Source organism: Fluviispira sanaruensis (genome assembly GCF_004295685.1).
Lineage (GTDB): Bacteria > Bdellovibrionota_B > Oligoflexia > Silvanigrellales > Silvanigrellaceae > Silvanigrella > Silvanigrella sanaruensis.
In genome coordinates this window covers 150,544-173,855 of the sequence record NZ_AP019368.1, presented here as the reverse complement: position 1 = coordinate 173,855, position 23,312 = coordinate 150,544, and the positions used below count along the sequence as shown (strand labels likewise).

General features: G+C 31.0%; 16 protein-coding genes and 1 other RNA gene. 5 read left to right on the top strand and 12 right to left on the bottom strand.

The features are described from left to right. Window positions 1-6 precede the first annotated feature (6 nt). The 5 genes from ubiG to EZS29_RS00755 all read right to left on the bottom strand — a co-directional run bounded on the left by ubiG (window position 7) and on the right by EZS29_RS00755 (window position 4,404). Window positions 7-753, bottom strand: coding sequence for a bifunctional 2-polyprenyl-6-hydroxyphenol methylase/3-demethylubiquinol 3-O-methyltransferase UbiG (gene ubiG, locus EZS29_RS00775; protein ID WP_130605576.1), 747 nt, complete (start codon window positions 751-753; stop codon window positions 7-9). Between the two features lie 489 nt (window positions 754-1,242). Further along, window positions 1,243-2,430, bottom strand: a complete 1,188-nt coding sequence (locus EZS29_RS00770) for a 3-oxoacyl-[acyl-carrier-protein] synthase III C-terminal domain-containing protein (protein WP_130605574.1) — start codon at window positions 2,428-2,430, stop codon at window positions 1,243-1,245. 118 nt (window positions 2,431-2,548) lie between these two features. Continuing rightward, window positions 2,549-3,235, bottom strand: a complete 687-nt coding sequence (locus tag EZS29_RS00765) for a GNAT family N-acetyltransferase (RefSeq protein ID WP_130605572.1) — start codon at window positions 3,233-3,235, stop codon at window positions 2,549-2,551. Next, window positions 3,138-3,803 carry a hypothetical protein gene (locus EZS29_RS00760; protein WP_130605570.1) on the bottom strand — a complete coding sequence of 222 codons (666 nt, stop codon included), beginning with the start codon at window positions 3,801-3,803 and terminating at the stop codon, window positions 3,138-3,140. The genes EZS29_RS00765 and EZS29_RS00760 overlap by 98 nt, the downstream gene beginning before the upstream one ends. Next, window positions 3,781-4,404 carry an outer membrane beta-barrel protein gene (locus tag EZS29_RS00755; protein WP_130605568.1) on the bottom strand — a complete coding sequence of 208 codons (624 nt, stop codon included), beginning with the start codon at window positions 4,402-4,404 and terminating at the stop codon, window positions 3,781-3,783. Before EZS29_RS00755 ends, EZS29_RS00760 begins: the two co-directional genes overlap by 23 nt. A 75-nt stretch (window positions 4,405-4,479) precedes the next feature. Here EZS29_RS00755 and rnhA point away from each other — a divergent pair, with 75 nt between their 5' ends. Then, on the top strand, window positions 4,480-4,938 hold the full coding sequence (gene rnhA / locus EZS29_RS00750; RefSeq protein ID WP_130605566.1) for a ribonuclease HI: 459 nt from the start codon (window positions 4,480-4,482) through the stop codon (window positions 4,936-4,938). Here rnhA and EZS29_RS00745 read toward each other — a convergent pair whose 3' ends face one another. Genes EZS29_RS00745 through glyS form a run of 5 tightly spaced genes read right to left on the bottom strand, consistent with a single transcriptional unit; the run spans window position 4,939 to window position 14,785 of the window. Continuing rightward, window positions 4,939-6,720, bottom strand: coding sequence for a hypothetical protein (locus EZS29_RS00745; protein WP_130605563.1), 1,782 nt, complete (start codon window positions 6,718-6,720; stop codon window positions 4,939-4,941). Between the two features lie 13 nt (window positions 6,721-6,733). Continuing rightward, window positions 6,734-8,308 carry a Ppx/GppA phosphatase family protein gene (locus EZS29_RS00740; protein WP_130605561.1) on the bottom strand — a complete coding sequence of 525 codons (1,575 nt, stop codon included), beginning with the start codon at window positions 8,306-8,308 and terminating at the stop codon, window positions 6,734-6,736. After that, window positions 8,308-10,635, bottom strand: coding sequence for a polyphosphate kinase 1 (gene ppk1, locus EZS29_RS00735; RefSeq protein WP_172603695.1), 2,328 nt, complete (start codon window positions 10,633-10,635; stop codon window positions 8,308-8,310). The genes EZS29_RS00740 and ppk1 overlap by 1 nt, the downstream gene beginning before the upstream one ends. After that, window positions 10,619-11,584 (bottom strand): riboflavin biosynthesis protein RibF, encoded by a 966-nt coding sequence (gene ribF / locus EZS29_RS00730; protein WP_130605557.1) that lies wholly within the window; start codon window positions 11,582-11,584, stop codon window positions 10,619-10,621. The genes ppk1 and ribF overlap by 17 nt, the downstream gene beginning before the upstream one ends. 3 nt (window positions 11,585-11,587) lie before the next feature. Beyond that, on the bottom strand, window positions 11,588-14,785 hold the full coding sequence (gene glyS, locus EZS29_RS00725) for a glycine--tRNA ligase subunit beta (RefSeq protein ID WP_130605555.1): 3,198 nt from the start codon (window positions 14,783-14,785) through the stop codon (window positions 11,588-11,590). Window positions 14,786-15,742: 957 nt separating this feature from the next. Between glyS and EZS29_RS00720 the strand changes: the two genes are divergently transcribed. Next, on the top strand, window positions 15,743-16,318 hold the full coding sequence (locus tag EZS29_RS00720) for a hypothetical protein (RefSeq protein WP_130605553.1): 576 nt from the start codon (window positions 15,743-15,745) through the stop codon (window positions 16,316-16,318). Here the strand turns inward: EZS29_RS00720 and EZS29_RS00715 are convergent. Continuing rightward, the gene (locus EZS29_RS00715) at window positions 16,280-18,070 is read right to left on the bottom strand and encodes an ATP-binding protein (RefSeq protein ID WP_130605551.1); all 1,791 of its coding nucleotides are present in this window, start codon (window positions 18,068-18,070) and stop codon (window positions 16,280-16,282) included. The genes EZS29_RS00720 and EZS29_RS00715 overlap by 39 nt on opposite strands. Further along, complete coding sequence (locus EZS29_RS00710) at window positions 18,060-19,169, bottom strand: hypothetical protein (RefSeq protein WP_130605549.1); 1,110 nt, start codon at window positions 19,167-19,169, stop codon at window positions 18,060-18,062. The genes EZS29_RS00715 and EZS29_RS00710 overlap by 11 nt, the downstream gene beginning before the upstream one ends. Before the next feature lie 1,562 nt (window positions 19,170-20,731). Between EZS29_RS00710 and rnpB the strand changes: the two genes are divergently transcribed. The 3 genes from rnpB to EZS29_RS00695 all read left to right on the top strand — a co-directional run bounded on the left by rnpB (window position 20,732) and on the right by EZS29_RS00695 (window position 23,311). Further along, an RNA gene (rnpB, locus tag EZS29_RS00705) (RNase P RNA component class A) lies at window positions 20,732-21,082 on the top strand. 76 nt (window positions 21,083-21,158) lie between these two features. Beyond that, window positions 21,159-22,403 carry a methionine adenosyltransferase gene (gene metK, locus EZS29_RS00700; protein WP_130605547.1) on the top strand — a complete coding sequence of 415 codons (1,245 nt, stop codon included), beginning with the start codon at window positions 21,159-21,161 and terminating at the stop codon, window positions 22,401-22,403. Between the two features lie 95 nt (window positions 22,404-22,498). Beyond that, window positions 22,499-23,311, top strand: coding sequence for a hypothetical protein (locus EZS29_RS00695; RefSeq protein WP_130605545.1), 813 nt, complete (start codon window positions 22,499-22,501; stop codon window positions 23,309-23,311). Window position 23,312: the final 1 nt, after the last annotated feature.

Sequence of the window (23,312 nt, the reverse complement as noted above, 5' to 3'; positions counted from 1 at the left end):
ACTCTGTTAATTTAATTTTTCAGCATACCCAATATATCCAGCTATTAATGAGTTTGTTAGCTCAAATTCAAATTTTTCGTCTATCTCGCCTTTTAAGATTAATTTCATAAATTCTCTTGAAAATATTTTAGGGTTTAATCCTTTTATTTCTTTTGACTTGCAATTCAATTCTTTAAATACTTCTTTAATTTCTTTAGGCTTAATAAATAAATGATGAACATGTAAATTTTTAGGCGTATTTTTAACAAAGATCTCCATTCCCTTAATTACAAACAATAATGAAAATATATTTCTGTTAAATGTATGATAAAAAATATACCCACCATTTTTTAAGCAACGTACACATTCATTTAATACCTGAATGTAGTTATCGACATGCTCAAGAACATCTAAAATACAAACGACATCAAAACAAGCGTCAGGAAATGGTAGAGCATGTGCATCGGCATATAGATATTTTACACTTCCTGTGCTGTCATATTTTTTTCCTACATTGAGAACTTCTTGATGAATGTCAACACCAGTAACTTTATAATTCATTTTAGCTAAGTCGTTTGCAAGCAATCCTCCACCGCAACCAACATCTAAAACAGTAACATCTTCTTTTTTTATTAGTTCAATTATTTTTTTACTAACCCATGGATTACGTGCTCTTGCCTCCGCGCGGAGAAGAGCGACATAGTTATCACTCACGTACCACTCGTCACCCATTTGTTTATATATTTCATTATTTATTTGATATTTTTTCAACATATTTACTACCTTTCCAAATTATATTCCAATATATAATTTGATAAAATAAAAACAAATTAATGGATACAAACTGGAATATAATAATGCTCTTTAAAAAATTTAAATCTACATGTAATAAAAAACTAAAATACGATTTTGAAAATGCCGACCAAAATACAAAAATAAAAATCAACAATATCGGATGACAAATAAATAAAAATGCATGTAATAGATGCTCAATTTTACTGCAGTATTTAGCATGAACGAATTCGTCTTTAGTGATTAATGCACATGAGATGATAGCTAATAATACAAAAATAATCATATATAATTTTGTCATTGGGAAAAATATAATAATTAAAAAACAGAGAAGAGTTGACAGTGTATCCAATGGATGGCCAATTCTTTCCCATTTAGTCAATCCTCTTTTCCTATGAAAATAAAATTCATCAAAAAGCATAATTAATGAATGGAATATTATAAAAATTAAAAATGTTATATCAACGATTGTCATATGACTCTCATTATTGAGCCAGACATGGTGAGCCCTGGGCCAAATGCTAAACTCACTACAAGCATGCCTATTGCTTCTTTAGTTTGAGAGATTTGCTCCCAAATATGTGGAAGAGTTGCCGAAGACATATTGCCATATTCAAATAAAATGGCTTGGCTGTACTTTATTTGTTCTGCTGATAAATTCAAAATATCTCTAATATATTCTATAATTTTCGGCCCTCCTGGATGTATGGCAAAAATAGCTCTTTCTTTCTCTTCTCTAAAATTCAATCCAGCTTTTTCAAATAGATTATAAAGAAATACTTCTATATTTTCTGCAATGATTGATGGAACTTTTCTCGAAATGGTCATTTGAAAACCAAAATCAGAAAGTCGCCAAGTCATCGCGTCAAATGACTCGGCATACAATATTTCTTGCTCAGCAATTAATTCGAATGCATTTTGCATATCGATAGCTGTATAATCATTATATTCACATATTGAGTATTTAATATGCCCATCGGCAAATAAACTCTGGACCACAATTTGTTCAGGATCGTGTGCTGCAGGGTTAAAGTGGAGCGTACACAATTCATTATGGATAATATCGACTTTTTTCTTGACTTTTTCATTTAAATGAGTCAAAAATCTCTCTTCATTTTGCAAAAAACCTTTTCCCATACGTATTGCAGGGAGAGATGCATAACATCCCATATGATAAGCATGTGTCACCTGGCAAAAACTTCCCCAACCCCTCTCAGCCACTAATTTTTGTGGAGCAGATGGTGATATATAGCCTGTGCAAGTGACATGAATAAGATTTTGTGGCGCATGATAAATGTCTCTATATAAAATTTGCAAAATATTTTGAATTTTATATTCAAAAAACTGCATACGCTGGTGCATTAAAACACCTGACGCACTTTTATTCAAATTAAATATTTCCATTGCATCCCAATTTGTATGGAGAAAATCTGAAATATCCGATCCACGCTTGCTAATTTTTTCAGGTTTGCAGGCAAATCTTAGAACAATTTTTTGAATGAGCTCATAATATTCATCAATGTTTTTTCTGCGTCCCTGCGCTAAATTCTCTTTATATTTTGAGAAAGCATGCGCTTGAGCGATCCAATTAAGCGCATCCCCCTGTATTGACTCATATTGAGGGCGAATAATATGAAAATCGTACAGAATGAAACGCATATGCTTACCTCATTGAAAAGTGCAAAAAGATCATGAGTTGGATTTTAGCAAATATTTATAATATGATATATACTTAAAATGTAAATTTTATAAAAGAGGCTGGATAAAAATAATAATTTTAAAGATTTTTTTCCATAACAAAAGCATTTTCCATATTTCTATAATACTTTTTGCGGACTGAAATTTTTATAAAACCAGATTTTAAATAAAATGATAAAGCTGGTGTATTATTTTCACCAACTTCTAAAATAATTTTGCTTACTTGATGATTTCCAATATACTTATTTGAATATTCAAAAATACTCAATAATAGATTGGATAATCCTTGTCTTCTATAATCATTCGAGACAAACAAATAATCCATTTCAGCTTCATTCATAATTACATTCATATTTAAAAATGAAATTAATTTTTTATCTTCAAATATTGCATAAAAATTAGAAAAATATTTTTCATTTGTAGCATGAACACACTGACTAAAAAAATTTTCAAAAGAATTTAAAGACTGTGAATAAGTGTCTGCCAAAGAAATTTCGTACATTTGCTTCGCAATAAATAACTCATCAGCCAAATTAAAAAAAGGATTTTCATCAAACTCATTTAGTAAAACTAAATTTGAAAGAAAGGAATCAAAATATTCATGCTCTAAATATTCTTCTTTTATAAAAGCTGAAAAAATATTTCCAGCCCATGAAAATAATATATTTTTAATCTTTCTTCTCCATTTCGCTATTAATGTCTTTTTCTTTCGTATTGATAACTCGCCAAGTAAAAGGAGTTGACCATAATGTTGAATTTTTTTCAAAACCACCTTTTATTGATTTATAAACATTAGAACGAAGAACAATATAAACAAAATCATATAGAGTTGCTTCTGAAAAATGATCAAGTTGATCAGCCTCTTCCTGACTTAAATTTTGCCATGGTCTATTTGCTTTAACTGATTTAGTAATGTTTTCAATGGCTACTTTAGGTATCGAAAAGAGTTTTAATTGAAAGCTTTCATTCCAAGTTGTGCAAATATAAAGAATTCTTTTTATATCTTCTGGAAAATTTTCTATATCTTTCTCATTAAGACCTGAGGAAGTGAGATTATAAGTCATCGGTAAAAATGAATTCCAATCAGTTTTCATAGAGACTTTCTCATCGGAGAGAAAATTTGCAATCGATAAAATAGCTTTAATATCCAAGGAAGAATAAATATATAAATCGGATCTATCACCACAACTCATAATAGATTTATTTACAGAAATAACCTTATACTCAGGGAGTTTTTCACCGACAGGATTGGAAAATATCACACTTTGCCCATGAGCATTCCATGGGAAAAATAATATAATTAATATAATTTTAAATATTATCAACGTCCCCAAATACCAACTCCAATCGGATAATTTGCGCTTGATAATCCGTAGTCTGTATGCCCCGCCACCGTTCATACGAAAATTTAAGAGCAATTGATTTGGGAAATGTAACACGAAATCCAACTCCGTATGTTGCAGAAATTTGACCAAAAGCTGTTTTTGCACGAGCTGCAAATAAAGATCTCTCATCAAAAAATATAGTATATCCTATTCCACCAGTAAAATAGGGGCGAAACATATTTCCTAAATCATTTCCTAACAGAAAATTTAAGCGAGGAGTCCCTTCTATTTTAGAGTAAATCGACAATGGACTCGTATTAGATTCTTTGGAATTGCCGTTTGCAAGCCAGTCAGACCATCTTATATCAATTCCTCCACTCCAAATTCCTCTAATATGATGTTGCATTCCCAGAGAGTATCCATATCCTGAAGTCGAATACTCATCTGCAGTGGATGAAAGGACTTTTTCATTATAAACACCAAATGAAAATACAGTTTGAGGAAATGTCATATTCTCTGTTTTAAGAGGTACAAGTTGTGCAGATATCCCATCGACCATAGGATAGGTTTCATTGTGATTATTTTGAACGGGTGGCATTTCAGCTAGCATTCGAATATTCTTTCATGTCAACATTTTCAAAAGCATTTGCATAAACTTTAGCATTGGCTTTAAGAGAGCAGATAAATGACTTCACACGTAACACTTTACACAGATGGCGCTTGTTCTGGAAATCCTGGACCAGGCGGATGGGGCTGTGTTCTTCTATTTAGAGAACATAAAAGAAGAATATCTGGTTATGAGATCCAAACAACAAACAATAAAATGGAACTTTTAGGTGTCATCAAGGGGCTCGAAAGTTTATTGCGCCCTATGCCTGTCCTTATTATCACTGACAGCCAATATGTCAAAAATGCTTTTACAGAAGGTTGGTTAGAGAACTGGCAAAAAAATGGTTGGAAAACCAAAAATGGAAAACCTGTTAAAAATCAAGATGAATGGCTTGCATTGAGTCTACTTCAAAGAAAGCACACTCTTTCATGGCAATGGGTCAAAGGGCATTCGGGGGATAGATACAATGAGATGTGTGATGAACTTGCAAGAAATGCAATTACAAATAAAAAAGGAATAGACGAAAAATTTTGACTAGCTGTCACTTTGGTCATTAGTAAATAAAAAATCGAGCGGTGATTTTGTATCAAATTGATTAAATTTTTCATCATTTACTTTACATAATTCATCAATACTGATCCGATTAAATAAATTATTAAAACCAAATTGCGAACCAGATAAGTATGAATTATTAGAATTCAAAAAAATCTGTTCTAAAATTTCATTATTGCCATAAAAATCAAAATTCACGTCCGCGCTTTGCAAATAATTTTCATTTTCATTCCAATTTGAATTTACGATATAAACCATACTTGGATCATATGCGACTTCCTCTGCGTGTTGCAAAACTTTATCCATATTTATTTCATCTATAACAACTTGAGTTTTGTTCGGAATGGACTGAACTAATGTGGTATAAATAATAAGCTGCGTCATATTATCCACAACAAATAACTGATAAAATCCAGAAGGAATATTATAAAAAAATCCCATCAAATCATTATTAAATTTATTTTTAATTGAAAAGAAATCAGAGTAGTTATTACCAGCAAAATCTCTTAGGAAAACAGATATATTATTCGCAGAAAAATTTTCATTTAATTTAAGTGCTAAAAATGTACCACCTAAATCTTGAGTCATTAATGGATTTAGATATTCTTTATTATCTTTTATAAAATTTGGATTAAATATTTTTAATATTAATGGTGAAGTTTTATCGACATATACTTGGCCAGGTTTATATTCCGCCTGCAATGAAAGCAATTTTTTTGTGTAAAGCTCTGCATTTGTCTTCAATATGAAGAATTGCCCCTTTTTTTCGAATGGCAAATTATAATTAATTGCTAAAAGATCATTCCCGAGAGGAAAATATACCAACTGATTTTTAATCTCATTTGAAATATTTACAGATGAATAATTAGGTGATGTTTTTAAGGATAGTTCGGGAGTATTTAAGTAGGACATACTTTTTCCACCAGCTAACTCCTTTATATTAACTGGTCTAAAAATAGACGTCTTTAAGTCAAAGAGTAAATCATCTGAAAATGAAAAAGGAGAAAGCAGTAAATCAAAGTTAAAATTTTCTCCATTCTGAAGATAAATATTTAATTTATAATTATCTGACTCTAGATTACATTGCTGTTCATCATTGCTGCAAGTATTTACATTAAAGAAACAAAAATGCCCACTTTGAGTCATTGCACTCAATTCACGAGATGGTAAATCATCTGCAGTAAAATACTTAGCTGTAAATACTTTACCGTAATTATTTTGCAAATAAGCTTGTGAACCAGATATATCTATTGGATTGACTCCATCAATATAACCACACATTCCAGTGTTTTCAAAATGCTGTTTTTTATCTTCACTGAATAATTCAGCTAACGCTGTAGTATAAGCATGCGTTTTTAAAATGACATTATAATAATTAGGCACATCTGCAACATATACAGGAAGAATTCTTTTATTTAACTGACCACTTTGATCCCAAAAATATAAACTAAAAGAGCTTCCAGCAGGGACAAAGTTTTTAGGAATAGAAAAGCAGCCGTTGTTATCAGGATAAAATTCAAAAGAGTAACTTTCAGCACCTGTGTATTGAATCCCACCAATCCTAATAATAATATTATTACTATATTTTTTAAAATAATTTAAATCTTCAGGAATCATTATTTGCCCTGATAGAGCACCTATTCTTGGACATATATTATCATTTTGAAGTATATTTTCTTCATTTTTAATCAAAGAAAAAACTTCCAAACCTTGCGAAGAAAAAGTAAATAAAAATAATATTTGCGTAAAATATTTTAGCTTCAAAATCCATTACCTTTCAATGCTCTAAAACAATTTCTAGAGAACTTGAAAAAACATTTTCAAATGCTTTTTTTTCAATTGCAGCCTCATACATTTCAAGCTCAATGTCCTGACCAGCGCGCATATAAAGGGAAAGACTCATTTTCTCCATAAATAAATCGTTGAGTTTAATTTCATGAATTTTACCTTGACGTCCTCTATCTAAACTCACTGACAAGCGCAAAATGGATGCACATATATTCACAGCCTTTTGCATATCTTTATCAAAGTCACAATAAACTTCATCATTTTCACGAGGCATGCGTTTGCGATGATACCTTACTATTGTTGCAATTATTTGCATCTCACGAGTTGTAAAACCAGGCAAGGTCGCATTACGAATAAAATAAAAGGTATGCTTATGATGACCAGTGTGACCTATAAATAACCCACATTCATGTAAATAAGCTGCAGAGCGTAAATATTCACGCCAAGAATTTGATAAATTATGTTTTTCATATAATTGATCAAAAAGACTTACGGAAAATGAAGTGATATGAAATGCATGAGCTTCATCTATATGGAACTTTTGCCCGAAAGAACGAACGGACCGCCAACGTATGTCACTTGTATCGCCTTGCAACCAAAAACCATCTCTGAGCATCGTATCGTACAAGATTCCTTCACGAATTGCTGTTAAGGAAATCATCCATTCGCGAACTCCTAGAATTTTAGTGATGCCACTGAGAACAAATATTCCCGCAACAATTATATCAGCTCTTTTAGAATCCAAACCTGGTAATTGTTTTCTATCTTTTAAAGAACGCGATCTTAAAATTGCTTCCTTTGCTATCCAGATTTCTTTTGCAGTTAAGACAGAACCATGAAGTGAAGGCGGAGTTTCAGCGTTTGTCAACCCCAAAACCAAGGATTTAACTGCTTTTATTGTACCTGATGAACCGACTGCACAATCAAAACCAACTCGCTCGACCTCAGATAAAACAGGTTCAAGGCGTGTATTAATATAAAGTTCAAGCGATCTTAAATTTTCATCGCTCAATGGATCACTTTGAATAAATCCTTGCGTCAATCGTACTGAACCTAATTTTAAGGATGTAGCAAAACGCTCCTCTCCCCACTGACCCACAACGATTTCCGTGGAGCCACCACCAATATCTACGATTAAAGTTGATTTATCCTGTATGGGCAATCCTTGCTGCACGCCTAAGTAAACAAGACGAGCTTCTTCATGCCCAGAAATTATTTCAATATCAATCCCTGTTTTTTTATATATTTTAGCAACAAAGTCATTGCCATTTTTAGCTTCACGCAAGGCACTTGTGCCAACTGCACGTATATGTGCACCATGGAAATCTGCTATTTCTTTCATTTTTTTTAAAACAGAAAGCAAACGATTGAGAGCGTCATTATTTAAATTACCATCTGAATCTAAAGATGCCGCTAATCGCACTTGCTCTTTTTCTGAATCTATAACTTTATATTCTTCAGGAGATTCCATTTCAACTAAAAGCATATGAACGCTATTTGATCCAACATCAATTGCTGCAATTCTTTTTTTTTCAAACATATTTCTGAGAGGCAAATTTAACATTACTTTTTCTTCTTTTTCTTAGTCACGTTTTTCTTCTGCTCTTCGACTACTAAAGACGGTATAAAACGCTCAGGAATACGTTCAAAATCTTTTTTATCGAAAAGCGGTTTTATTGCCTGGTCATATGCAATTGATTTTACCCCATACCGTCTTGCCTCTTCAATAAACTTTTCTTGACATCGGAAAGTGGCTTCTCCGTTTTGAATTTGACTTTTAATATATGTGCCGTTACTTTGCATATAATGACTTTTGCAATTATCTTTTAAGAAATTATTTAAAATTCCAGTAATTTTTAATTTTAATTCTACAGGTTCAATTGGCCATACGATTTCAATTCGTTTATCCATATTTCGCTGCATAAAATCTGCACTACCACAATAAATAAGCGGATTTCCGTTGTTTTTAAACCAAAAGATTCTTGAATGCTCTAAAAATCTATCAATAATACTAATAACTTTAATGTTATCAGAAACACCGTGAATACCTGGTCTTAAAATACAAACACCTCTTATAATCAAATCTATTTTTACACCTTTTTGACTTGCTTTGTAAAGAGCATGACAAAGTTTGGTATCTACCAAAGAATTCATTTTTAAAATGATGTGTGCGGGATTATCAGGTGTGTGTAATTTCTTTTCATGATCAATGAGTTGAATAATTTGTTCCCTCAATCGAAAGGGAGCTACTTTAATCTTCTCGAAATCGGGCGCTCGAAATCGGGTTTTCTCTTGATCTCTTAATATATTAAAGCCAGTAAGAAAATTAAATAAATTTGCCACATCATCACACAGAGCGGCATCAGAAGTTAAATGTCCAATATCGGTATAAAGTTTAGCAGTTGCGCTGTTATAATTTCCTGTTGATAAATGTACATATTTCTGCAGATAATTATTTTTTTCTTTTCTAACAACTAATGTACATTTTGCATGTGTTTTTAAATCAATAAAACCAAAAACCACATGCGCTCCAGCTCTTTCAAGTCTTTTTGCCCATTCAATATTATTTGCTTCATCAAATCTTGCTTTTAATTCTACGACAACAGTAACTTGTTTTCCTCTTTCCGCTGCATTCACAAGAGCTTCAATGATCGGAGAATCCCCGCCTGAACGATAAAGTGTTTGTTTAATTGCTAATACTTTTTCATCCTTCGCGGCACTTCTTAGAAAATCGAGAACACTGGCAAATGAATCATAGGGATGATGCAATAAAATATCTTTTTCACGTATAATATCAAATATGTCTCGATTTTCATCTACAAGTAAAATATTTAATCTTGGATTAAATGAAGGATCTTTTAATTCTGGATCCACACGCTCAACTTTAAGCAGTGCAGCGAGATCACGATAATTAAGCATACCATCAATTTCATAGAGATCAGAGGTATCTAACTCTAAAACAGCTGCCAATTTATTACGCAACCAATCGGGCATATTTTTTTCATATTCAAGTCTTACAACTGTTTTTTGCTCTCTATCTTTTAATTCATACTCAATAGATTTCATAAGATCTTTGACTTCACCCTCAAGCAGTTGATAATCAAGATTTCTTGTTACTCTAAAAGAATAGGTTCCGATAACTTTAGTCCAAGGAAATAAAGCAGGCATATAACTTTTAATAAGTTCTTCAACAAGAAAAAATCTATGTTTATTTGCTTTAATTGTTACAGGAATGAGTCTTTGAATTTTTTGCGGAATTTCAACTAAAGCTAAAAGTGGTTCTCCATTTTCAGAGATGCCTTCAAAAGTAACTGCTAAATATAACGATAAATTTGACAAATAGGGGAAAGGGTGTGCGGGATCTATTGCGAGAGGGGTGAGAACTGGAAAAACTTGGCTTTCAAAATGAGCGTCTAATTTCTCTTCTTCCGATCGAGTCAATTCATCTAAATTTGCAATTGAAATATGGTGATTCGCCAGCATCGGAAAAATTTGTGTATACAAACATCGTTCTGCACGTTTAATCAATCCCCGTACTTTAATTGCGACTTCATCTAATGTTTCATCAAATTCATCTTCATCAGGATAAATATTATTTGGTTTAACAACAAGCTTTAATAAGCCTGACAATCTGACCATGAAAAATTCATCTAAGTTTGAAGCAAATATTGTACAAAATTTTATTTTTTCAAATAAAGGAACATTTTTATTCTCTGCTTCAGTTAATACTCTTTCATTAAAAGACAACCATGCAATTTCTCTATTGAGATAAAGATCATGATCATCTAAATGAATTTGTTTTAATTGAACAAGTTCTTTTATTTGATTTTGACTAGAATAGGGAATAATATTTTTGTTTTTTTTTAAGTCAGGATTAGATATTTTGCTCATTTCGGTCATCCATAAAATAAGATCTAGTTTTTTGGACGTCCTTTGCAATTTGCTCTTTCAATTGCTCGATTCCATTAAATTTCATTTCACCTCGTAAAAATTTCTTAATATGAAATTTAATTTTTCGGGTGTAAATGTCTTCAGAGAAATCAAGAATATGAGCTTCAATTTGTAATCTCAAGCCACTTGCAATAGTTGGACGAACACCACAGTTCATTACAGCTTGTAATAATTTTCCATCAGAATCTATTTCAACGTAACAAGCATAGACCCCGTATTTTGGGACAACGAGATTGTCATCGAGTAAAATATTCGCTGTTGGAAAACCAATTAATCGGCCACGCTGATCTCCTTTAACTACCATGCCTGACAAAAAATAGGAATGGCCTAAAAGTTTCTCTGCATATTCCGTATCACCTAAAAATAAAGCTTCTCGCACTGCTGAAGATGATACTGTTCTTTCATCAAATAATTTAAAAGCAGAAGCTTGTTTAATTGTCCATCCTACATTTTCTGCAAAGCAATTCATATGCGTAAAATTACCTTTTCTTTGTCTTCCATAGCAAAAATCATGACCAATTAATATTGTATCAATTTGGAAAAGATCTTTTAACCACAAACAAAAATCATCTGCACTTAATTCAGAAAATTCTTGTGAAAAGGATTGTACCATGACAAGATCAACTCCTGCCTTTAACAATAAAGCAATCTTTTCGTTTAAAGATGTCAGAAGTGGTTTTGAATTGTCATGCGAGAAAAAATTTGCGGGATGAGGATCGAAGGTCAAAAGAGCAATTTTTGTATCTGGCGAGCTTTTCTTTAATTCATTAATTAAATACAAATGGCCAGAATGAACACCATCGAAATTACCAATTGTTAAAGAGATTCTTTCTTTTTTATCGAAAGATTCTCTGTCGCCAAATATTTGAAATGAGTCTTTTAAAGACATAAATTATTGTACCTGAATGAGAGAAAAATCCGCAACGTCCTCATAAAGAGAACGAATTCTCATTAAAAGGCATAGTCTGTTTTTCTTCAAATCACCATCAGGATCATTTACCATAACATTGTCGAAAAAAGCGGCCATTGGCTCAGTTAAACTTGCCAGCGCAATGAGCAATTCTTCGAACTTTGCCTTTGCATGAAGTTCTTTTATAGTTAACTCAAGTTTGATAAGATTTTCAAATAATATTGACTCTTCCTTTTCCTTAAAGAGTGATATGCTTACATTTTTATCATTCCAGTTTAAAGTCAAATTCCGTGCCCTGCGATAGGGATTGAGTGCTTCGAGCAAAGAACCTTTCCCCGTTTGTTGCAGTGCATTGGCAATTGCCTCAGCTAAACTTCTCACTTTATAGAGAGGTTCAGATATGAGCTGCTGTGAAAGTGCCTCTAAAGAACGTACATCGAAATCTTCTTTTAGTGTGGCTTTCATTCTTTCAAGTATAAAATTATAAATTTTATTTTCGCTCTCAGGTAATATTTTACGATTCGCTTCTTTTAATATTTTAAGAGTTAATTCAATTGCCTGTTGAACAGATATGAACAGGCAATTGTCCTCATTTTTAAGCCCTAATAAACGAGCAATTCCAAGAGCCAAACGACGCATACCGAAAGGATCTTTGTTAGCTTTAACTTCAGCTCCATAGCTAATCATGATACACAATGAATCAAGTTTATCCGCTAATGCTAAAATTGAACCCAATCTGGTTGATGGCAAAGAAGATTGAGCTCCAATAGGCATATAATGCTCTTCTATTGCTTTTGCGACGAGCGAGGATTTATGGTTATCATTTAAAATATTTTGCTCTCTAACAAGAACACCACCCATAATACCTTGCATTTCATCTGGAAACTCTTGGACACAGCCTGATTTTAAATCTGCTTTGCACAATTCAGCTGCTTTTTCGATTAAATTAATATTTATATTTTCTAAATTTGTTTCAGGATTTGATTCTAGTAAATAGTAAATTTGTTTTCCAATATGTTTTACCCTTTCTGATTTATCAAAAAGAGACCCCATTCCTGCCTGAAAAAGTTGATCATTTAACTTATTTCTAAAATCATAAATAGGAGTTGCTAGATCAGTGTCATAATAAAAAGCTCCATCTTCTAACCTGCCAACCACAACAGTTTTGGTGCCTTCAATCATTGCACTCATATCTGAACATTTATAATTAGCAACACCGACATAATATGGAAGAATTTCGCTCCCATTCTTTGAAGTTACTGAAAAATAATTCATATGCTCACGTAATACGCCTGAAATTAAGCGTTTTGGTAAGCGCAAATATTTTTTATCGAACTCTGCGATAAAAACATCAGGATTTTCAAATAAACCAACACATTTTAGCAATAATTCTTCATCATAATATAATTTACCATTTACTTTTTCGGCAAGTTTATTTGCTTGTTTTAGTATTAAGTCTTTTCGATCTTCAACAGAATTTAGCACGAAAACTTTTTCAAGAGATTTTTTATAATCTAGAACATTTTCAATAATAATTGATTCTGGATGTAAAATTCTTTGGCCATAAGTTTCTCGCCCAGATTTAATACCGAACATGTCTAAAGGAATTATTTTATTTTCAACCAGAGCTAATACCCACCTTACAGGGCGAATAAAAGTTGGACTGATGTCGGATGGTAACCATTTCATTTTCAATGGCGCAGTCAATCCATAACACCATTCTTTAAAATTTTTGCCTAAGAGAGTGGGGAAATCATTGCCGATCATTTCTTTTTCAGCATAAAGAAAGATTCCGTTTGCTTTTTCTTTGAACTGAACATGTAAAGGATCTATGTTATTTTTCTTACAAAATCCTAAACCTGCCTGAGATAAACTACCGTCTGCAGCTTTTGCTACTCTTTCAACAGGCCCCCAAATTTCTATCTTTTGATCTGGCTCTGATTTAGGAATATTTTCAAATAAAATGCTTAAGCGCCTAGAAGATATTTGGGCAGAATATTTTATATTATTTAATATAGAAACATATTCCGCAATATTTTTTGGCATTTCTTTTTCAGAATGATAGGTCTTATATATACTATCTTTCTTTTGCTTTATAAATTCAGCAATTTTATGTGACAATTCTTCACGGGCTGAAATTTGAAATGCAGGAGGCATTTCCTCAACTCCAAGCTCAAATAATACATTTAAAGCATTCTTATTTAAAAAATCTTTTTCTATATTATAAATAACCTCTGGTTGACTTTCTCTAATATTTATAACTGATTTATTATTTAATAAGGGTTTTCTTGCATCTGTATCAAGCTTATTTAACATAGGAAAGCCAAGTTTTTCGCGTTCAGCTCGATACTGTACAGCACATTTTTTAGCACAATCTCTCACTCGCCCTATATAGCGCTGTCTTTCACTAACTGAAATAGCGCCGCGTGCATCGAGAATATTAAAAGCATGAGATGCTTGCAGCACATAATCATACGCTGGTAAAACGAGGCCTTTGTCGCAAAGCTCAAAAACACGCTGTTCATATTTATTAAAGTTTTCTAATAGTTCATTGATATTAGCTTCTTTAAAATTATAATGAGAGAATTCATACTCGTTTTGATAAAAGATATCTCCGTATGTATAATGCTCATTAAACGGCATATCGAGAGCATTTTTATATCCTTTTGCGTACATAAATAGACGCTCAAGTCCATATGTTATTTCTCCACATACTACGTCTATATCGAGGCCACCAAGTTGTTGAAAATAAGTAAATTGTGAAACTTCCTGACCATTGGCGCGGACTTCCCAGCCTAATCCCCAAGCGCCCAATGTTGGGCCTTTCCAGTCATCTTCGAGAAGACCGATATCATTATTCTTTAAATTAATCCCAACATGTTCAAGGGATTTTAAGAAAATATCGACAATATTAGAGGGTGAAGGCTTTAATAAAACTTGTAACTGATAATAATGTTGAAAACGGTAAGGACTCTTGCCATATCGACCATCAACAGGACGACGGCAAGGTTGTACGTAAACGGAGCGCCATGGTTCAGGCCCAACGCCTTTCAAGAATGTGTGCGGATGAAATGTTCCTGCGCCCATATTTGCATCGTACGGCTGACTTAAAATACAGCCATGATCGACCCAGTAGTTGCAAAGAGCGATAATAAATTCTTGAAAGTTTCTAATTTCCACAAGCCTCACCTTTAACAAGAGAAATACTTTAATTTAACAATTTCCACTATCTGGGCGGAAAAAACCATAACACATTAAAATAACAAGATTACATTTTTATATTCTTAAAAATCATAACAACATCCTTGCAGAAACAATCTTGAAAATGATTGCAGTTCAAAGAATTCCCTTTGTTTGAAAGCAAAATTTGTACCAATTTAATATAGAAGTCCTTTAAAAGTGTAAAGTCTATTTTTTGCTTAAAAATACGACTTTGCTATTTTATTATTCATAACATAGAGTTTGTGATCCCTGGGGCTTTCAAAAAGCTAAAAGTCTATTTCATAATTACGAAAGACTTCCAAAAAAATAATGGTTATAGATAAATTCAAATTAGGTACATATTATTTTTGATAGGGTATTTTGCTTGAAAGTTATAGAAAATCTATTATAATATACCCCGACCAATTTCATATATCAAAACTGAAATTAATCATATCTTATTCATTTACATGCAAGAGCAACTCTAGTAATAAGTTTGTTTTACCAATGGCTTCTGAAATAATATAAAATATTTTTTTATATATAATTTATTTTTAATAAAATATATAAATTCATTCCATATTATATTATCAATAAGAAAATCCCCTTAAAATTCTTCGGTATTATTTTATACTTGAACATGAGCGCAATACACCCTTGCGGGGCTTAATATACCATGAACGGTTTTGTCAATGGTTTTTAATACCTCGAATCAAGCGATGACATTTCTTTTTTTCTATACTTTCAATATCTTAAATCTTGAAATACTCATTCAAAACAATATCATCTTTGTTTTCGTATACTTAAAAAAATTCATTTTTTAACGTTGGGAATATATTTCTACACTTCTTGATATTTTTATATTAATAATATATCGATTTAAGCCACATTAATAGGCTTTTATTTTTTTTTTAATAGACATTATGAGAGACTTCAATGCTAAAGATCGATGAAAAAGAAGAAGAAGCTAAGCACCTAAGAACACTCGGGCACTATTTAGAAAAATTTCATAATAGTACAGGATATAGCAACAAAGATGTAGCTGATATTTTAAAACTCGATCGAAGTTATTATAATAAAATTCGTCTCAAGAAATACTCTCCATTAACAGCAAGTATAATAAATTTAAAAAAGTTTGCCGCGTTAACAAATGAAAATATATTTAATTTTCTATATCAAATTGAGGAAATATCTTCTGAAACAAAAGAAAAAGACAATCTATGGTTAGATATATTAAAAAAATTTTTTCTAGAAAGCGGACCAATTTTACGAAGAGCATTGATCCATAAGCGAATCAAAAATATTCTCAATAGAGATGACAGAATATCAAAGGAAAAAATTACTAAAATATTTACCTTAACAGCTTTATTAATCGATATTTCAGAATCTGAGGAGTGGTTAGCTATTATATATCAATTTATTTTAAAAATTCATGAACAGATGAATTTAGAAAAAGAAAGTGACTTAAAAGAATTAATCAAATTCATTGAAATTATTAAAAATAAGAAATAATTTCTCTTTACTAAAATAAATATCTTTTGAATCTATAATATAATCAAAATTATTCTTATGATCTATAAAGCTTTTTATGCAGGTATGCAAAAATATTTTTCCACTAAACCCCATAACTTCTTTCAAAAATTCAAAATCCAACAGTTTATCCACCGGTTTATTATTAAAATAATAATCTGTTATTATTAAGTTCGTTTTAGAAACATCACTATTATCCTTATAATCTAAAATAAAATCCTGCGGATCTTCATAATAATAAACCTTTGTTTCACCAAGAAATTCTTTCCATTTCTTTAATAAAAACTTGTCATCCTCAAGCACTGAAATAACAAAGTTATCAATATATTGAATTTTGTTCTCTTCCAATCTTTTTAAATCATTTTTTTTGATATTTTTGCAGGGCTCATTAACATTACTAAAAGCAGGAATCTCTATTTTTAATTGAAAATAAGAATCATTCACATGATTATTTTCTTTAGACTTATAACTAACTCTCCCGCCGTAACTTTCAATAATATTTTTACAAAAGTAAAGACCAGTTCCGAATCTCTTGTTTTTATTTTCTTGAGTTGTAAAGTTTTTCAAAAATATATCATCATTTGTATTTATATTAACAAATGAACCTGTATTCTTAACTATGAATACATAAAATATATTGTTATCAATCGTCTCTAAACTTGTTTTTAAATAAACTTTAACAAGAGCAATATAGGAGTGTTCGAGTATATTCGAAAATATATTAATAAATACTTGGATCATTGCGTTTTCATTGCCAATAAAAATATGGCTTTTTATTTTCGACAAATCAATTTCTATTTTATTTGCAATAAGTACTGAAGCCCCTTCAATGATACACTTTCGAATATCATATTTATTTATTGTATCGTAATTTTGTCTTAATAGATTCCTCATATTTACTATAAAGCTTATCATTAATTCATAATCAAAATTATCTTTTGTTAGATCAATTGGAATACAATTTATAAATTTTGAAAGATCATGAATTATAATTGATTTTTTTTCTACTTCATTATTTACTATTTGCTTTTTTTGATTAAAATTAGATATTTTCAAAATTGCATTATACAACTCATAAATTGTTATTTTATTTAATATTCCTTTCGTTTTTTTATAATCACCTTTATTGATCAAATTCAAGCAATCATCGAAACGCTTAGAGTCCATTTTTAATTGCAATAATATTTTATCTTGATTTATAAAAAACAAGCTTAATAAAAAGGAAAGAGTGATAAAGAAGAAAAATATTAAAATAAATTGAAAATATATTATGTATTTATTGTCATATTTTTCTTTTATAAGATAGTAAAAGCTATGCCTAGAGTAATTTACTTTTTTTATGTAACAAATATAAGAATTTTTAAAAATAATGTTATATACTTCAGGATCAATGCAATCATTTTTTTTTCTTATATCCGTAATTTCGTTTGCATAGACCATAACTGAAATTTTATTGTTTGCTTCAATTTGATACCCTTCTTTCTTATAATAGAGTTCACTGCTATTATAAGATACAATAATTGAATTCTCATATAGTTTAGAAATTGTTTTTATTTTTAATAAGGCAGACTTTATCTGCTTGTTATTGTTATAAACAAAAATTACAAAAATAAAAATAATAGAAATCAATGCTATAATTATAGACGGAAAAACTATTGATCTTTTTAAAATTGAAAATATAATTGAATTTAAATATTCTCTTTTTTTCTTTGCTTTAACTTTTTTACTGTACATTATTATCTTTCACTATAAAACTTTTCTCATATTTTAAATTCCCATCCTTTAAAGTATATATTGCAAAATTAAAGCTATCCCTTTTAAATACTTTTTTTTCCTGAATAATTTTATAAAATTCATCTTTATTCTTAGGCTTATATTTACACAGAGTTTCAGTCACTACTTTTATAAAATATTTCATATAATATGGGTTATCCCTCAATCGCATAGATTGCAAATTATTATCAATAACTTGCATTCGTATACTTCGATATTTTTCTGGTGGTTTTGGCCCAACCGTAAAGCCATTTACATTTTTTAAGTTATAAGTTAAAGCAGGATTACTGTTAACGTCTGTCCCCCAAATTTTTGTCCCAATAAAAAGTGTTTTAAGCGAAGTGGATCTTGACATAAATAAACCCGCGTCCGATGATTTCACATTTAAAAAAACAAAATCTGGCTTAGTTGATAATATAAAATCATTTAACTCCTCTATACTATGTCCTTTATATGAGAAATTCCCTAACAAGTTAAAGCCCATTGAATTTGTTATTTTTAATACAGATTCTTGATAAATTTTGCACATATCACAAGTATTGTCGTAAATTATCATAAAATCTCTATTAATTTTTTTCTCTTTTACAACATTAAATAATGTTTTAATTTCAAGATCAACATCTGGAGATAATGTGAATTGATTCCCTTTATTTTTAAGAAGAGTTAAGGAAGTTAAATGTGGAATTTCTGAATTTAAATTTGAGTTAATTAAATAATAACCCGTGTTCATTTCAGGCCCATAGACTATCCACGGAGCATTATTATTTACTTTAGATATACTTTGCTTTAAGCTATCATGATCAAACATATTGAAACTATTCATTTTATAGCTAAAAAAATATCCACATTTTTCAGCCTTATCTTGATAATACATGAGCGCCATAGGGATACCTGCAAGAATTTGCTGTCGCACGCTTGGGGGATAAGACGCATTATCAACGATAGAAACATTTGTAAGAAATGGGAATATAGCGTGAATTTTTACTTCTTTTAAAGCAAAGCATCCTTTTGAAAGAAAGGTGCTTATAAATATGAGTGCAAGTTTAACTATCAAATACATATAAAACTCTTATAGATATAAAATATTATTTTAAATTAAAGAAATAATTCTCTTTTAAATAGATTTTAAAAGAGAAATTAGATTCAGATAATTTTAATAAATAAAACCAAAAAAAAATTTGAATTAAATAACTTAAGATTAATTTCTTCCGTTATTTCATATATATTTGCAAAAATATAATAGTGAGTCAATCTTCAGCTCATTTAAATATCTTCATTTTTTAGCTTATGTCCGATCAAATGTTGTTCCATCTAAATTATATATTGACGAGTTTTTTTTAATGGCAGATCGCATTTTATATTCTCTTATTACGTTATAATGAAAAAAGTATTCCTGATTGAATAGTCATTTGTCCGTAACGGGATTCATCTTGGTAATAAATACGTACATTTTTACATAGATTTTCATTTTGTATTTCAGTTATTTTATAAGGGAAATGATCAAGTCATTCATCTATTAATTTAGGGTTATTTTTTTCAAGCATAGGTCGTGGTTTTAGTTTTACTAATCCAACTTTTCTCATTAAATAATAAGTACTAATTCTGCTCAAAAATTTATTTTAATTTTTTTTTTGAATAAACTCTGAAATAAAACTTCCTGTTGTATACTTATTATTACACACAATTTCATTAGATTTCATTAAGTAGCTCTTCCTTATCATTATCAGTTAATCTATATTTGCGTCCTGATTTCTTCTCATCTATAAGCCCTTCAATTGAATACTCTGAATATTTATCTGACAAAAATGAAATATTCTTTGATTAAATCCAATTATTTTTAAAATTAATTCTTTAGAGCACTTTTTTATCTTCATAATAACCCTCATAATTCTTAAAATTACTTTGTTGGATGGAAAATTTTTTAAGAAAATCTTTAATTCTTTTATCGTATGGTGTACTTTAAATTTCATGCTGCGTTCCTTCCTTGTAAAAAATGGATTTATTCAAACGAAGCATTATTTTTTTATTATTAAAAATCAAATACTTATTTATTGAGCTATATTTTTATAAAAAAATGATAATCTATTTCATACTAAAACATCTTTTTATTTATACTAATTATTTAATTTATGTAAATTTTATATTATCAATTTACACATTAAAGAAAGGTATAAGATAAATTCAAATTTAACTTAGAATAAATGAAATTAGATGCAATTTAAGTTGGTATAACACCCAAGGCAATTAAAGAGGAAGACAATCGACAGATTTCTTTAACTATAAATTTAATTTTGAATTTACTATTAGAAGTATAAATATAGACAAACAAAAAAACTGTTGAAGAACTATAATAATTATTCAAACACTCAACACACAATTGGCAGCATATTGTAAATTATTGTTTTTCTGATATAAATTTTGAAAAAAGATAAAAAATAACCCTGAAAATCCTGTAAACGTTCAATTATCTATTCTTAAATAAAATAATACCATTGACAAATGATGATCCATACTATCTGTATTCTCCTAATATTTAACTCATTTATCTAAATCTTCTCCATTTTAAGAAAATATTTTGAAACTTTCTTGCTTTGATGTGGGAGAGATTATATGGATCTCAACTCGGGTAATTGAACTACAGCGCGACCTGCAAAACAGGAGCGAGGAAAGTCCGGACTTCAAAGAGCAGAGTGCTGGCTAACGGCCAGGCGGGGTAACTCGACGGAAAGTGCAACAGAAAACAAACAGCCTAAGCCGCAAGGCCGGCAATGGTGAAAACGTGAGGTAAGAGCTCACGGATTCGGTTGGTGACAATCGATCTGGCAAACCCCACTCGAAGCAAAGTCAAATAGGGGTGGAGAGCCTGCTCGGCTCGCTATCACACTCGGGTTGACTGCAAAGAATGTTACGGCAACGTAGCATCAAGAGAAATTGTAGTAGAAACAGAATCCGGCTTATAAATTGCCCGAATTAATTTTTTTTGTTACCTTTTGTAGAATAAATAAAGGTAACCTTGTTCGCAGCGGTTGATATGAAAGGAAATCATAATATGTTTCAACGCTCGCTTTTCTTGACCCCCTCTTCTTCTCCAGAAATTACATATTTTACTTCTGAAAGTGTCAGCGAAGGACATCCAGATAAAGTAGCCGATCAAATATCTGACGGAATTCTTGATGAATTATTAGCTTTCGACCCTAAAGCTCGTGTGGCTTGTGAAGCCTTGTGCAAAACTGGTCTTGTCGTCATTGCAGGAGAGATCACTTTAAACACGGAAACTGTTCACAATAACGAAAAAAAACATTCTCGTAAAATGCAAAGTTATTCAGATATAGCACGTAATGTTATTAAGAAAATCGGCTATGACGACCCAAATAATGGTTTCGAATATAGAAGCTGCGGTGTGATTGTTTCTATTGATCAACAATCTCCTGATATTGCTCAGGGCGTAAATGAAGGCGAAGGTTTACATAAAGAACAGGGCGCTGGCGATCAAGGTATGATGTTCGGATATGCGACAAACGAAACTCCTGAATACATGCCAGCTACTCTCCAATATGCTCACTCAGTCCTGCGCAATCTCTCAAAAGCAAGAAAAGAAGGCAGTGTAAATTGGCTGCGTCCAGATGCAAAATCCCAAGTGACTGTTGAATATCACAATGGGAAAATGAAACGAATTGACACCGTTGTTGTCAGCACAATGCACGCAGACGGAGTTTCCCAAGAAACTATTAGAAATTTCGTTATTGAAAATATTATTAAAAAAACAATCCCTTCACATCTTCTCGACTCAAACACAAAATACCACATAAATCCCACTGGTAAATTTGTAATTGGAGGTCCGCAGGGTGACTGTGGCTTAACAGGCCGTAAAATTATTGTTGATACCTATGGTGGTCACGGAGCACACGGTGGTGGTGCATTTTCAGGGAAAGATCCTTCTAAAGTAGACCGCTCTGCAGCCTATATGGGACGTTATATCGCTAAAAATATTGTTGCTGCTGGCTTAGCAGAAAGAGCTCTCGTACAAATTGCTTATGCAATCGGTGTCGCACAACCTGTAAGTGTGAATGTAAATACTTATGGAACAGAAAAAGTTGAAAGAGCAAAGATTGAAAATGCTGTGAGAAAAGTATTTGATATGACTCCTTCTGGCATAGTAAATACTTTTGATCTATTAAATCCACAAAATAATAATTTCACATATCACGAAACTGCTTCCTATGGTCATTTTGGCAGAAATCATTTTCCATGGGAAAAGTTAGATAAAATTGATGACCTTAAGCACTGTGTTTAATTAATTTTAGATTATTTAAATTATTTACAGCCTTAAAAAAAAAATATACCCTATCGAAATTGAATTAATTTCTCGAATTGTCGATAGGGGTACATATGGTTTTTTCCTTAAATATAAAAAATATTATTTTATCTACTACTGTCTTATTTTCAAGTACATTTTCTTTAAACTCTTTTGCTAATGATACAGACACAAATCAAAAAACCGAACAAATAAAAGTCACTTATTCGATAAAGCAACTCGATCTCTTGTGGGAAAAGCGACATGACGAACCAACAGAAAAAGAAATAGCTGCTCTTCTTAAATCAAGATATAAAATACCAAATGATTTTGAGATAGCTTGGAAAATTGCACGTTTAGCATATTACGGTGGAAATTTTATACTTCGCGAAAAGTTTACGAGTGATGATAAAATTAAAATATTTAAATTTGGGTATGAAGCAGGAGAAATAGCAAGAAAAGTAAATCCGAATCGCGTAGAAGGACATTATTGGTATGCAATTGATCTCGGTTCTTATGGACTTGAAAAAGGAATTTTTACTGCATTAAGCAATGCAAAACCAGGTAGAGATGCATTAATTGAAGCTGCAAAAATTGATCCAAACTACCACTGGGCAGGGCCATATAGAATTCTGGGTCGTTATTATCAAGAATTACCAGGTGGCATTATTTCTTTTGGTGATAAAAAAATTGCGGAAGATTATTTTAATAAAGCAATCAAAACAAGTCCAAAATTTCGTTTAAATACAATGTATCTTGGTGTTCTTAAGGAAAAAACAGGCGACAAAAATCTGGCCTTGGAACTTTTTAAAAAAGCTGAAACACTACCAAATGTTGATGGGACGACTGAAGAATCCCGTTATGCTAAAGAACTTGCTGAAAATATCAAAAGCGTGCAAAATAAATAGA